We start from the raw sequence: 13,474 nt of genomic DNA, 5'->3' as shown, positions 1-13,474 counted from the left end.
ATGCCAACCAGAAATCGGGTTATCTGGCGTGAAGGGTTGTTTGTTAAACCCCAACACTTCCAGCAACAGCAACGCCATAACGACTACCTGAATGATGTGCGTATGACGCTGCTCCAGCGCTACGGTTATGGTTTTTACTCTCTGGTGCTAAATCAGGAAGTCCTTAAGCTTGGCCGCATTGGCATTACCTCCGCGCAGGGTATCATGCCGGATGGCACCTTATTTGATATTCCCTATCAGGATTTACTGTCGCCACCTCTCGATATTGGACCGATGCATGAGCCGGGGAGCCGGGATATTTACCTGGCGCTGCCTTTAGTGAATGAGGCGATAAACGAAATTAGCACGGCGGAATCTTCAGCCAGAAATGTCCGTTATCGGGAGGTGATGGCGGATGTCCGCGATCTTCATTCAGAAGACGGTGATGTCAGTACCCTGATGCTGGCGCAACTGGCGCCACGGCTAATGCAGGGGCATGAGGATCTGAGTGCGTGGACGGTATTGCCGGTATGTCGCATTAAAGAGAAACGCCCGGATGGCGCGCTGGTGCTGGATGAAGAATTTATACCGTCCTGCCTCACGATCAATGTGTCGACCCCATTGCGTATGTTTATGGATGAAGTGCAGGGGACCCTGGTGGAGCGCGCCAGAATGCTGGCGGAGCGTATTGGTTCGCCAGGCCAGCAGGGAATTGCGGATGTGGCGGAATTTATGATGCTGCAACTGTTTAACCGCCTGCAGCCAGTATTTACACATCTTTCTTATCAGCGATTACTGCACCCGGAAATTTTTTATACTCACCTGGTTCAGGGTTGCGGTGAATTAATGACCTTTACCGATGAGTCTCGCCTGCCAGGGACATTCCCGGTTTATAACCACGATAATCTGACCGAGACGTTTTTGCCGCTGATTCTCCTGATGCGACAGGCATTAAGTACGGTACTCACACCTCGCGCGATATCCATTCAATTACGCATGCAGGCGCACGGTATTCGTGTTGCCACCATTAATGAGCGTGAATTGCTCAGCAGCGCTGAATTTATTCTGGCGATCCGCGCGCAATTGCCTCAGGAGCAATTACGGCGACAGTTTATTCAGCAAACCAAAATCACTTCTGTTGATCGCATTCGTGATCTGGTGAGCGTGCAATTGCCTGGCGTGCCATTGGTTGCGTTGTCAGCCGCACCCCGTCAGTTGCCTTATCACTCGGGATATACCTATTTCATGCTGGATAAACAGAGTCCGGCCTGGAAAGACGTGCTGCAGAGCAATGCGATCGCATTCCACGTCTCCGGCGAGTTTCCGGAGCTGGATATGCAGTTCTGGGCAATAAGGGGGAACTGATGGTCGATGACGCGATCTCCATAAAAGAGACGTTGCTCAGTACTGCGAATGACGTTGTGGGTAACCATCGTCATTATCAGATGCTGCTGCGAGGAGAAGGTCTCAATCCGATGATCGATGCCGCAACGCCCTTACTGGGCATGGTGTTGCGCCTGCAATCAATGGGTAATCAGCCGCTACCTGAACGGTTATATCAGCAGGTCGTTGCAGATGTGCGGGCGACGGAGCAATCACTCCAGAATCTGGGCTACGAACCGGGCGCGATTATTTCATTTCGCTATGTGCTCTGTACTTTTATTGACGAAGCAGCGTTAGGGCATGGCTGGAATAATGAAAACGGCTGGCTGAAACAATCTTTACTGGTTCATTTTCATAATGAAACCTGGGGCGGAGAAAAAGTCTACGTTCTGTTGGAACGCCTGATCAGTGAACCTCAGCGTTATCGTGATCTTCTTGAGTTTATCTATATCTGTTTCTGCCTGGGATTCCGCGGCCGATATAAAGTCACCGCGCAGCACGCAGAAGCGTTCGATCGCATATTTCGTCGGCTCTATAACATTATTCACAAGATGCGACCTGAAACGGACGTCACCGTGTTATATCAGGGCGGCGAACGCTCGCTTAGCCGTTACAAACTGATTAACCGACTGACGGTGAAACATTTATTTATCGGTGGCATTGCACTGATGGTGGTCTTCTATCTGTTTTACCTGCTGAGACTGAATGTGCAAACCGAAGATATTTTGCAGCAACTTAATAGTTTACTCAGTGGAGGCAAACGATGATCCAGATTGATTTGCCCGCGTTAGTCAACCGTCTTCATCCTGTTGCGCGTCATGGACTTGAAAGCGCGGCAGCAAAGTCGGTGAGTGCGCAGGTGGCAGAAATCACAGTGACCCAGGTGCTGCTGGAAATGGTGAAAACGCCGCTCAGCGACATCCGGCTTATTCTCAATCGCGCGGAAGTGGATTACGACGCATTGTGCGAGCGGCTTGATAACGTCCCTTCAGGTGGGCGTGATACCGCTGCGCAATATCCCTCATTTTCACCGCTACTGGTTGAGTGGCTTAAGGAGAGCTGGTTACTGGCCTCCGCCGAGTTCAGCCATTCGCAACTGCGCAGCGGCACCATGCTGATTGCCTTACTTCATACACCGCACCGTTACCTTCCCGCTGAGGTGGTTCAGTTGCTGCTGAAGGTTAATGTCGCTCTGTTGCGTGATGAATTTACCGCCTGGACAGCGGAATCCGCAGAAAGTGATGTGTTTGACAGCGCGGACAAAAAAGCCGGTGGTCAGTCCGGCAACGAGAGTCTGCTGGCACGCTTTACGACTGATATGACGAAGGCGGCGCGTGAAGGAAAACTCGATCCGGTACTGTGCCGTGATGCGGAAATTGATCTGATGATCGATATCCTGTGCCGTCGGCGGAAAAATAATCCGGTAGTGGTGGGGGAAGCCGGGGTTGGCAAGAGTGCGCTGATAGAAGGACTGGCGTTGCGGATCATTGCTGATCAGGTGCCGGATAAACTCCGTAATACGCGGCTGCTGACATTAGATTTGGGGGCATTACAGGCTGGCGCGGCAGTGAAAGGCGAATTTGAAAAGCGTTTCAAAGGGCTGATGGCTGAAGCCGTCCAGTCAACGGATCCGGTCATTCTGTTTATCGATGAAGCGCATACGGTGATTGGTGCCGGGAACCAACAGGGCGGGCTGGATATTTCTAACCTGCTGAAACCGGCGCTGGCGCGAGGCGAACTCAAGACCATTGCCGCCACCACCTGGAGCGAATACAAAAAATATTTTGAAAAAGATGCGGCGCTGTCCCGACGTTTTCAGATCGTAAAAGTGATGGAACCGACGGCGGCGGAAGCGACCATCATTCTGCGCGGGCTGAGCAGTGCCTACGAGAAAGATCATGGCGTACTGATCGATGACGAAGCGCTGCAGGCAGCGGCCAACTTAAGTGCGCGTTATCTTTCGGGCCGTCAGTTACCCGACAAAGCCATTGATGTCCTCGATACTGCCTGTGCACGGGTTTCCATCAACCTGACATCGCCCCCCCGGCAGATGTCAGAACTCATAACTGAGCAACAGCAGCTTGAGCAGGAAATTGCCCAACTTGAGCGTGAACATCGCATCGGTTTACCTGGCGATGCCGATTATCTTGCGTCGTTGCATCAGCGTTTGTCTGAACTCAGCGAGGTGTTAACCACACTGGAAGCAGACTGGCATGAGCAACAATCTCTGGTTCAGCAGTTGATTGCTCTGCGCACGGCATTGCTGGACCCTTCACAGGAGGCGGAGGACGAACAAAAAATCCGTGAACTGGCCGAACTCACGCAGGCGCTTGATGCATTACAAAAAGAGAAGGCGCTGGTCTCTCCGCATGTCGGGAAAAAACAGATCGCCGAAGTCATTGCCGAATGGACCGGCGTTCCGCTCAACCGTCTGTCGCAAAGTGAAATGGTGGCGATCACCGAGCTGCCTGGGTGGCTTGGCGAGGCGATTCGTGGGCAGACGCTGGCGATCGCGCAGTTGCATAAACATTTGCTGACGGCGCGCGCGGATTTGCGCCGTCCGGGACGACCGTTAGGGGCGTTTTTACTCGTCGGCCCCAGCGGTGTCGGTAAAACCGAAAGCGCTCTGCAGATTGCGGACACGCTGTTCGGCGGCCGTCAGTACCTGACGACGATCAACATGTCTGAATTTCAGGAGAAACATACCGTCTCGCGTCTTATTGGCTCGCCACCGGGTTATGTGGGCTATGGCGAAGGCGGTGTGCTGACAGAGGCGATCCGACAGAAACCGTATTCCGTCGTGTTGCTTGATGAGGTCGAGAAAGCGCATCCGGATGTGTTGAATCTTTTTTATCAGGCGTTTGATAAAGGCGAGCTGGCTGACGGGGAAGGGCGAATCATTGACTGCAAGAATGTCGTGTTCTTTCTGACGTCCAACCTGGGGTATCAGGTCATTGTTGAGTATGCCAGCGACCCCGCCGCGTTACAGGAGGCGTTGTACCCCGTACTGGCCGATTTTTTCAAACCGGCATTACTGGCGCGAATGGAGGTGATTCCTTTCCTGCCGCTGGGCAACGACACGTTAGCGGAAATCATCGCCAGTAAACTTACCCGACTCGAAAATCTTCTCCGGCAGCGTTTCGCCGCGACGGTAACGATAGATGACGCCGTCGCCGTGGAAATTATGCGACGCGTGACACGCTCGGAAAATGGCGCGCGCATGCTGGAATCGGTCATTGATGGCGCACTTTTACCGCCGCTTTCCTTGCTTTTATTGCAACACATGGCAGCAGGTAACGCGGTCGGTCAGATTCATCTCTTTACCGAGAACAATGAATTCAACGCCAGGGTGGAAACGAAAGTATGAGAAAGCGGCTGAAAAGTGTGCTCTCTTTGCTGGAAAGTCACACTCAGGAGGAACTGATCTTCAACTTTCTGGAGATTAACCAGCGTCGTCCTCGTTTTGAGGCGTTGATGGCCGGGGTGATCAATGCCACCGAAAAGCGGATGGAATGCTATGCCGTTTCGGGAACCAGTACGGTGAGTCTTCAACGCTTTGAAGTCAGTCTGCTTGATGTCAATCACCCCTTAATCCACGTGTTACGTAGTGGCGTGAACGCTATCTGGCAAACGCTGCACAGAGGCGTGCGGATTGAAGAGAGCCGTTTTCGGCAATTCGTTTGCGAACTGCCCAATGAATGTGGGCTTTTCGCAACACCTGTTTTTGACCATCGCGGCGCAGCCAGCGGTGTCATTGCCGCGTTCAGTTGTCAGCCGGAGCAGTTGAACAAGCCGAACAGTGTATTCAGCCTGAGTTGTGAGTTGTTCCAGTATCAGTTGAAGAAGGTGATGGAACTTGAGCAATTGCATCGCCAGCTTCGTCAGATTCAAACCGTGTTTCATACCCAACAGGAACGACAAAAGCAGCTTGATGAACTCATTGCCGAGCTGAGTTCGACAGGAGAAAGAAACCTTCCTGGTATTGCCAAAGATTACAGTGGCATCAGCGATCTGCTGGCAGCGATAGAAGAATTTGAATGTGACGTGCTGACGCAGCGGCTGCGTCAGTTCAATGCCAATAAAAAACGTGTCGCGGAAAGTCTGAATTTGTCACCCCGGACACTGGCTTACAAACTGACAAAATACGGGTGTGATGTATGAACATAGCGATCTTGCTGCTGATGACCGGATTGCTCGCCATGACCAACCCGTCTGCATTCACGTCGGTAAACATGCCGTTGCCTGCCGCTACGACAAACACGCATGACACCGACGTATTGTCTAAAGCCATGCGATGCCGTAGTGAATCATCCCCGCTGCTGCGTCTTGATTGCTATGACAGCGCGTTTTCCGATGACGGGCCACAAATGGCTGATGTGCCTGTCGCGAAAGGCGGCGTCGCCTGGCAGCGGGCGATGGATCAGGAAAAAACCAGAGACGACCACACCACGGCCTTCATCTCCACAAACAGTGGTGGCGACAATCCGCAGGTGATCCTGACAACACCAGCGATTGGCGAAACGCCGCCGCGACCCGTGCTGATGTTCAGTTGCGTTGACAATATCACCCGTCTGCAAATTGCGGTGGCAGTACCTCTGAAAAGCGGTGAGGGCAACGTATTGCTGAAGACGGATCGCAATCAGTACGATGTGAACTGGTTTATCCGTGAAAATGGCTACCTGCTGGATGCCAGCAGAGGGCTTGCCGGCATTGAAGAAATCAAACAGCTGTTTGGTTCTGAATCGGTCACCGTGAGTCTCCCCGGGCGCAGTTCTCCTCACCTGATTTTTAACATTGAAGGTTTAGCGCAGGAAATTGAACCCCTGCGTAAAGCCTGTCACTGGTAAGGAGCGCGTGATGGCTGAACGGCATGACTGGCTCGAAAAACTGGCAACTCCGTTGCCTGGCGAAAACATCAGCACCCGCCTGAGTGACGACAATCCGCACTGGGCATTTATTGATGGCGAAATGGTCAAACTCGGGGCGCTCACCCATAGCACCCTGAACATGGCTGACATACAACAGCGGATCCTGCTGTTACTGACCACAGAAAGTAAAGATTTTCGTCTCATCGTGCATCTGCTGCGCACGCTCCAGCATAGCGGTCAACCCGCGGATGTGGCGCTGGCGATGCAACTGCTTTGTCGATGGGTCGAATTGTACTGGTCACAGGCATGGCCGGATAACGCCCTGATGAGACGCCGGTTGTCGCAGCAGGTGATCCGGCGGTTTCCTTCCACCGTAAACCGCTTTATTACCGGGGCAAACCCGGCGCAGCGGCAGGCGGTACAGGAGGCGCTGTCATGTCTTGAGCAGTTCTGGCAGGTGCAAGAGCGTGAACTTGCCGAAGAGATTAAGACGTTGCAAGTCACGTTTGCCCGTCAGCCAGAGCGCCCGGTGCAGGAAGATAAGGCACCGGACGTTGTCTCTGCGGGAGCAACAATACCTCAGGCATCACCGGGTGTGACGCCGCCGGCACCGACGATGCAGGTCGTTAATACCGATGAAAAAGCCTGGCGACACACGCAACTGCAAATGGCAGGTATTCTGTATGAGCGTCAGCCGGAAAATCCGTTGTGGTGCCGTTTACGCCGTAACGCTATCTGGCAGGGTATCACTGTCGCACCGCAATCTGCAGAAGACGGAAGAACACCACTCGCGGCGTTTTCTGTCGATCGGATGGCGGAATACCAAAGCAGACTGGTGAACCCGGATAGCGCGTTATGGATGCAGGTTGAAGAGAGCCTCACCTTAGCGCCCTACTGGTTCGATGGGCACCATCTCTCTGCTCAAATTGCGCAAAAACTGGGGTATGCGCGTGTCGCTTCCGCCATTCATGATGAACTGTCGGTTTTCTTACAACGCCTTCCTCAACTCAGGACCCTGAGTTTTATTAACCGAACCCCCTTTTTCTCCGTCGCGACGCTGAACTGGCTTGAGTACGAGGGCGAGGGACAGGCAAAAACCGCTTCCCCGGGGCAGGTGTCTGTGCAATCTGATCTGGATTCAGACGCTGTCTGGCAAAGCCGGGAAACCCAGGGGCTGGAGGTCGCTCTGCGTCAACTGGATGACCTCGCCCGGCAGCGTAACCCTCGAGGGCAGTTTTACTGTCAATTGCTGGGCGCTGATTTGTTAGAAAAATCGGGGTTGAAGACACTGGCACAACAGCATTATCAGCATCTCTGGCAGATAGCGCAGGGCATCACACTACCGGACTGGGAACCTGAGCTGATAACGCAATTAGAAGAACATATCGTGATGACGAAGGACAACCACCGGATGGAACAGGAGTGTTAATCAATGAAAATACCAGGGTTCTTTAGCTCTCTGAGGCCTGCCCTTCCACGGTTTAAAGCGTCTGCCGCTTTATTGCTTGCCGTTTTCTGGTGCTTCGCCGTTTTTTGGGTCTGGTGGTGGGGGCCAGACTGGGTTATCGCTTCGAAGAAACCCCTCCAGACGCCCCTCAGCCGCTGGCTGACAACGGCCGTGCTGGTGTTGATTGCGCTGGCATGGCTGACAGTACGCGTGATGCGGCGGTTGCAACAGCTCGAGCGAATGCAAAAATTATCCCGGGAAGAGGTTAAAGATCCCATCAGCGCCGATATTAACGTTCAGCGCAGATATCTGGCGCGCTGGTTGCTGCAACTGGAACGCCATCTCAGCACGCGAAATTACTTATATAAGTTGCCCTGGTATCTGGTCGTGGGATCCTCAGCGAGTGGCAAAAGTACCCTGCTGCTTGAGGGGCAAAAACTGGCGCCGCTCTATGTTCCGGAAAAAACAAAAGGTGAACATAACACCGGGTTGCATGTTCATTGCCTGGTGGGTGAGCAGGCAGTGCTGATTGATGTCGACGGCGAGCTTATTGAACAGCCGGTGGTTCAGGAAGCGGAAAAGCCGGAACTCTTCGGGCGACTCTGGCGCGATCTGCTGGACTGGATGACAACGACCAGAGCGCGTCAGCCATTGAACGGCGTTGTGCTGGTCGTGGATATCGACGATTTCATGACCTCAGGTAAAACGCGTCGTGATGCCTGGCTTGCGACAATGCGACAGCGTTTGCAGGATCTGCGAATTCATTTGCATAGCCAGTTGCCGGTGTATGTCGTGCTGACGCATATGGATCTTTTTCATGGCTTTGACGCGATGTTCCAGTCGCTGGACAAAACAAAACGCGAGTCAGTCCTCGGTATTACCTTTTCAGGCCAGAACGACAACTGGAAACAGGAACTGGATACGTTCTGGCATAAGTGGCTCAATATGATGAATGACGCCATGCCGGGGATGATGATCGCCAATGTGGACAGCGCACAACGCAGCGCGTTATTTACGTTTATTCGTCAGATGTCTGGTCTGCATGACTATGTGGTGCAATTGCTGGACGGGCTGCTATTTAATGACGAGAACCCGCCATTGCTGCGCGGTGTTTATCTGACCTCGGCAAAACAGCGGGGGCAAATTGATGATCTCTTTGTGCAGAGCGCTTCTGTGCAATATCACCTTGGCGTTCAGGCGTTTCCGGCATGGCCCGTCAAAGAGAGTGTGCCCTATTTTACGCAGGCGCTGTTCAATCGCGTTTTATTTTCCGAACCTAACCTGGCGAGCGAAAACAGTGTCTGGTTGCGTAAATCACGCCGCAACGTGACGCTTTATTCGGTCATCAGCGGTGTGATCCTGCTGTGTCTGCTGTTGGGCTGGCATCATTATTATCGTACGAATTACCGTTCCGGCGTTGAGGTCCTGACACAGACAAAATCGTTCCTCGATATTCCTCCGCCGGTGGAAAAAGACAATTACGGCAATTTGCAATTACCCCTGCTCAACCCGATTCGTGAGGCCACGCTGGCGTATGGGGATTACCATGAGCGTAATGCGTTATGGGCCGATATGGGGCTGTATCAGGGATATAAAATCGGTCCGTATGTAGAAGATACTTATCTGCAACTCTTACAGCAGCGTTACCTGCCGGCATTAATGAATGGCTTACTTAAACAACTGAATGAAGCGCCCGCAGGCAGTAATGAGAAGCTAAACATTCTCCGCGTGATGCGGATGCTGGATGATAAGAGCGGGCGTAATAAGGAACTGATCAAACAGTTTATGGCAGAGCGCTGGAGCCAGCGTTTCAGCGGGCAAAATATGCTTCAGCAACAACTGATGGCCCATCTGGATTATGCGCTGGAGCACACCGACTGGAATGCGTTGCGTCAGGCCGGAAACGAGGGTGCCATCAGCAGCTTTGCGCCTTTTGCCCAGCCGGTCAGAGATGCGCAGCTTGAGCTGAGTAAATTGTCCATCTATCAGCGGGTGTACCAGAGTTTGCGCAGTAAGGCGCAGCAGGTGCTGCCGTCTGATCTCAATCTTCGCGACCAGGTGGGGGCGAATTTCGATGCGGCCTTTACCGCCAGTGACGAGAAGCGGTTGCGGATCCCGCAGTTTCTGACCCGTTATGGCCTGGATAACTATTTTGTGAAGCAACGTGACGGGCTGGTGGAACTGACTGCCATGGACAGTTGGGTGCTTAACCTGACCCAAAACGTGCAATACAGTGAGGCGGACCGCAAAGAGATACAGCGGCAAATTACTGAACAGTACCTCAGCGATTACACCTCCACCTGGCGAGGCGCCATGGGCAACCTTGAAATATCTCAGTTTGATGAGATCCCCCAGGTGATTACTGCGCTTGAGCAAATCATCAGTGGCGATCAGATATTCCGCCGGGCGTTGCAGACCTTAAAAGACAATACAGAACCGCCGCTGATGCCGGATGGATTACCTGAAAAATCACGACAGGCCTTTCTCAGCGCGCAAAACTATCAGTTGTTGACCCGGATTAACCGCGAGTTCGCGCCTGAAAACAGCCTGCTGTCCGATCAACAAGAGGATGGCGGGATGCTGCCGGGCGTTAATCAAAAATTAACGGATTTGTACCGTTATTTGCTGGCGATTCAGAACTCGCCAACACCCGGAAAGTCAGCGCTCAAAGCGGTACAGATGCGCCTGAACGAAAACAGTAACGATCCCATTTTTGCCCTGCAACAGACGTCGAAAAGTTTACCGGAGCCGCTCAGCCGGTGGGTGGGGGAACTCGCTGAACAGGCCTGGCGGGTAGTGATGATTGAAGCCATTCAGTATCTGGAAGTGGAGTGGGGAAATACGGTCGTTAAACCCTGGCAGACCCATCTCGCCGGGCGTTATCCGTTTAAACCCGGCGCGAAAGAAGATGTCTCGCTGAGTGAATTTGAGCGCTTCTTTAAACCGGACGGGGTCATTGATGCGTTTTATCAGCAAAACCTCAAACCATTTATGGAAAACGAACTAACCTGGGGCAGCGACGGACAGATATTGATCCGTAGCGACATTCGTCAGCAAATGGAAAACGCGCAGAAAATTCGTGACACCTTCTTTACGCCGCAGAATGGTCTTGGTACGCAGTATGCGATTGAAACTGTAGAGTTGTCGTCTGATAAACGGCGCAGTGTGCTGAACATGGATGGACAGTTACTGGAGTTTACGCATGGTCGTACCCGGACGGTACATCTTGTCTGGCCAAACTCAATGCGTTCCGGTGTAGAGAGTAAACTGACGCTGGTACCGGATAAGAGCAATTATGCTCCCCGAAGCATTGGTTTCAGCGGACCGTGGGCGCAGTTGCGGCTGATTAACTCCGGACAACTGACGTCGGTGACAGACGGAGCGTTCAACGTCCGGTTTAACGTTGATGGCGGTTATATGATCTACCGGGTCCATGTAGATTCCTCGGATAACCCGTTCGCTGGCGGCTTGTTCAGCCAGTTTACTGTGCCGGAAACCTTGTACTGATCAGGGATGATTGGGAGTAAATAGCCGTGAATGAACAGACTCAGGATATCGTCATACGCACCGGAGGTGATCCCCGTCATCTGGCGGAATTTCAGGCAATACGCGAGGAGATCAATAAGATCAATCACCCTTCGCAACAGGAAGTGAACTGGAAACTGATTGAATCTCTGGCTCTGGCGGTGTTTCGCCGTAATGGCGTGGATCTCCAGACCGCGTTGTATTACGCCCTGGCGCGTTTTCGGAGTGCCGGTCTGGCTGGGTTTACCGAAGGGTGTGAATTGCTGGCCGGGGTAATCGGAGCGGACTGGGAGCGATGCTGGCCCGAAAATGAGATGGTACGTATTGAATTGCTTGACTGGTTTAACGCCAAAGCGAGTCACATTCTGCGCACGCTTTCCTTTGAGAAAAAAGACCTTGAAGCTCTCATTCAAACGGAAAATGCATTAAAAACGCTCAGTGATAACTTACAACAGCTTCCCCTGCGCCGCGTCCCACGGGTGGAGAATTTGCAGTTTTTTATTCGCAATACCTGTCAGCGGCTTGAAGAGAAGCCTGAGCAGGAAAAGGCATCGCCATCAGTTGCGCCGGAAAAAATGATATGGGTGCCCGGCGGGGATGATACGGAGGATCTGCCGGAACCCGAACCGCCGAAAATTGTGACTTGCGCGCTTCCGGCGAGCGATGCCGTCACTTTCCCAACGGTGAATAAGACGCGGGGGATAGTCACTGGCTTTTTCGGGGGGCTGTTTTGTTGTTTGCTGATCGCGCTGACGGCGTATTATTTTTACGTCGTACCGATTGACTCTTGACACTGATGTGTAGATCAAACGAGGAATGCGGGAATAACCGGGAATTGAAGGGAATTAACGGGAGGAAGTTCAGGTATAACAAGGCTTCACAACTACAGGGTTTACTGTACCACACGAAAAAATCACTTCCAGAACAAATTTAGATCAACCGCCGCCAAAACCATTTACTGTCATATAGACTTATACCGCAAGGCAGAAAATTTCAACGCGTTAAAAAGGATTTAAAACAGTTTAAATATTCCTTCATGGAGGCGCAAAGATGAAGCCAGCCGATTGAAACTCACAGCAATCAGCCAGCTTTTTTTTGCGTGCTTACTTTTGACGCGGCCTGAACCCGTCCATTTGAATCACGTTGTTCCAAAATCTCTTTGTGAACCGTTGAGTCTGCATCGTCACTTTTGATGACGTCATCTGCAAAAAGTGCGAGCAGGCCATGTCGTTTAAACACGTGTATGGCTCTTTGCCGTTCACTCTCGGACAAAGAGTCAAATATTATCAACCACCATCGCTTTAGTTCTTCATCGTTTTCCGTATGGTTGGCCATACCATCACTGTCACCAATTAGCCAACTCATGCTCCTGCCAGCAGCCAACGCTATTGCTGGTAATTTATCTATGCTGGGATACGACTCTCCACGCAAATAGCGACCTATCAGCGAATCAGACAATCCACATTTCTTCGCAAAAGCCAGATTCGATTCATCACCAATGGCTTGCTTAAGTCGTTCTGCGAAACGCAATTTTGACAATTCGTCATTTTTGCAATCCGCATTTTCCTCTATGGCGGCCTCTTTTTTGCTGTATGTGTCTGACATGTATATGAAATCCATAAACGATAATGCCTTAAAAATATTCTGCATATTTTGCGACACTAAGCTTGATTTCGCACAATATGCAGAGCTATACTTTCCGAGACCGGATACCCGTTACGGATACCGGAATCGTGAACATTTAAGGATACAGCAAAATGGCACAAAGACACCAAGACTGGCATCCAGAAGATATAAAGGCTGCTGTCAGAAAGACCGGAGCTACTCTGTCGTCGCTTTCAAAGAACGCTGGTTTGGCCCCAGATACGCTGCGGAAAACTCTTGTGTGCAAATGGCCTAAGGGACAGAAAATTATCGCCGCTGCAATTGGCGTCGAACCTTCTACCATTTGGCCTAGCAGATATTGAGGTTTTTATGAGCAGCGATATTTGGGTAACAGTCAAAGAATGCTCAGGGTTAGACAGTTTTCCTCTTGATACTTCAAATATTTGGAGGCGTCTGGAAAAACTCTCCGCAGGCCGCAGCGAACTGCGCCGCAAGCGCGCCGGAACCAAAGCATTCGAATACCATATTTCTGTTCTGCCGCCGGAAGTCCGCGCCGAACTGCTGGCTTCCCGTGGTCTGATCGAAACGTCATCTGGTTTAATCACCCTCCCACAGGAACCCTCTCGCATAGCCGCCGACGACCTTGAGCGCCAGCGCCTCTGGTCCT

At 52.0% G+C, this 13,474-nt stretch carries 11 protein-coding genes; 10 read left to right on the top strand and 1 reads right to left on the bottom strand.

Annotated features, from left to right (window positions below):
* The 8 genes from tssK to GTGU_RS14190 are packed head-to-tail and all read left to right on the top strand — an operon-like array spanning window position 1 to window position 11,993.
* Window positions 1-1,344, top strand: a complete 1,344-nt coding sequence (tssK, locus tag GTGU_RS14225) for a type VI secretion system baseplate subunit TssK (RefSeq protein WP_038158244.1) — start codon at window positions 1-3, stop codon at window positions 1,342-1,344.
* Window positions 1,344-2,129, top strand: coding sequence for a type IVB secretion system protein IcmH/DotU (icmH, locus tag GTGU_RS14220; protein WP_038158241.1), 786 nt, complete (start codon window positions 1,344-1,346; stop codon window positions 2,127-2,129). Before tssK ends, icmH begins: the two co-directional genes overlap by 1 nt.
* The gene (gene tssH / locus GTGU_RS14215) at window positions 2,126-4,729 is read left to right on the top strand and encodes a type VI secretion system ATPase TssH (protein WP_038158239.1); all 2,604 of its coding nucleotides are present in this window, start codon (window positions 2,126-2,128) and stop codon (window positions 4,727-4,729) included. Before icmH ends, tssH begins: the two co-directional genes overlap by 4 nt.
* Window positions 4,726-5,523 carry a helix-turn-helix domain-containing protein gene (locus tag GTGU_RS14210; protein ID WP_038158237.1) on the top strand — a complete coding sequence of 266 codons (798 nt, stop codon included), beginning with the start codon at window positions 4,726-4,728 and terminating at the stop codon, window positions 5,521-5,523. The genes tssH and GTGU_RS14210 overlap by 4 nt, the downstream gene beginning before the upstream one ends.
* The gene (gene vasI / locus GTGU_RS14205) at window positions 5,520-6,209 is read left to right on the top strand and encodes a type VI secretion system-associated protein VasI (protein ID WP_038158235.1); all 690 of its coding nucleotides are present in this window, start codon (window positions 5,520-5,522) and stop codon (window positions 6,207-6,209) included. Before GTGU_RS14210 ends, vasI begins: the two co-directional genes overlap by 4 nt.
* Window positions 6,210-6,219: 10 nt before the next feature.
* Window positions 6,220-7,659 (top strand): type VI secretion system protein TssA, encoded by a 1,440-nt coding sequence (tssA, locus tag GTGU_RS14200; RefSeq protein ID WP_051857362.1) that lies wholly within the window; start codon window positions 6,220-6,222, stop codon window positions 7,657-7,659.
* A gap of 3 nt (window positions 7,660-7,662) precedes the next feature.
* A complete protein-coding gene (gene tssM / locus GTGU_RS14195; RefSeq protein WP_038158233.1) occupies window positions 7,663-11,184 on the top strand; it encodes a type VI secretion system membrane subunit TssM in 3,522 nt (1,173 codons plus the stop codon).
* Between the two features lie 26 nt (window positions 11,185-11,210).
* Entirely contained in the window at window positions 11,211-11,993 is a 783-nt protein-coding gene (locus GTGU_RS14190) for a type VI secretion system ImpA family N-terminal domain-containing protein (RefSeq protein WP_051857361.1), read from the top strand.
* A 289-nt stretch (window positions 11,994-12,282) separates the two neighbouring features.
* Here GTGU_RS14190 and GTGU_RS24020 read toward each other — a convergent pair whose 3' ends face one another.
* The gene (locus tag GTGU_RS24020) at window positions 12,283-12,807 is read right to left on the bottom strand and encodes a helix-turn-helix domain-containing protein (protein WP_169741183.1); all 525 of its coding nucleotides are present in this window, start codon (window positions 12,805-12,807) and stop codon (window positions 12,283-12,285) included.
* 152 nt (window positions 12,808-12,959) lie between these two features.
* On the opposite strand from GTGU_RS24020, the gene GTGU_RS14180 reads away from it, so the two are divergent.
* On the top strand, window positions 12,960-13,169 hold the full coding sequence (locus GTGU_RS14180) for a helix-turn-helix domain-containing protein (protein WP_038158231.1): 210 nt from the start codon (window positions 12,960-12,962) through the stop codon (window positions 13,167-13,169).
* Window positions 13,170-13,176: 7 nt separating this feature from the next.
* A partial coding sequence (locus tag GTGU_RS14175) for a DNA-binding protein (protein WP_038158229.1) occupies window positions 13,177-13,474 on the top strand: 298 nt, incomplete at its 3' end.

It is taken from the genome of Trabulsiella guamensis ATCC 49490 (assembly GCF_000734965.1).
Taxonomy (GTDB): Bacteria; Pseudomonadota; Gammaproteobacteria; order Enterobacterales; family Enterobacteriaceae; genus Trabulsiella; species Trabulsiella guamensis.
Note: the sequence above shows the minus strand (reverse complement) of the source record. Positions and strands in the feature narration are given on the sequence as shown.

Excerpts from the sequence above, each read along its gene's own strand:
- icmH (WP_038158241.1), top strand. The coding sequence starts at position 1,344 with ATGGTCGATGACGCGATCTCCATAAAAGAGACGTTGCTCAGTACTGCG.
- tssH (WP_038158239.1), top strand. The coding sequence starts at position 2,126 with ATGATCCAGATTGATTTGCCCGCGTTAGTCAACCGTCTTCATCCTGTT.
- tssM (WP_038158233.1), top strand. The coding sequence starts at position 7,663 with ATGAAAATACCAGGGTTCTTTAGCTCTCTGAGGCCTGCCCTTCCACGG.
- GTGU_RS14180 (WP_038158231.1), top strand. The coding sequence starts at position 12,960 with ATGGCACAAAGACACCAAGACTGGCATCCAGAAGATATAAAGGCTGCT.
- GTGU_RS14210 (WP_038158237.1), top strand. The coding sequence starts at position 4,726 with ATGAGAAAGCGGCTGAAAAGTGTGCTCTCTTTGCTGGAAAGTCACACT.
- vasI (WP_038158235.1), top strand. The coding sequence starts at position 5,520 with ATGAACATAGCGATCTTGCTGCTGATGACCGGATTGCTCGCCATGACC.
- tssA (WP_051857362.1), top strand. The coding sequence starts at position 6,220 with ATGGCTGAACGGCATGACTGGCTCGAAAAACTGGCAACTCCGTTGCCT.
- GTGU_RS24020 (WP_169741183.1), bottom strand. The coding sequence starts at position 12,807 with ATGTCAGACACATACAGCAAAAAAGAGGCCGCCATAGAGGAAAATGCG.
- tssK (WP_038158244.1), top strand. The coding sequence starts at position 1 with ATGCCAACCAGAAATCGGGTTATCTGGCGTGAAGGGTTGTTTGTTAAA.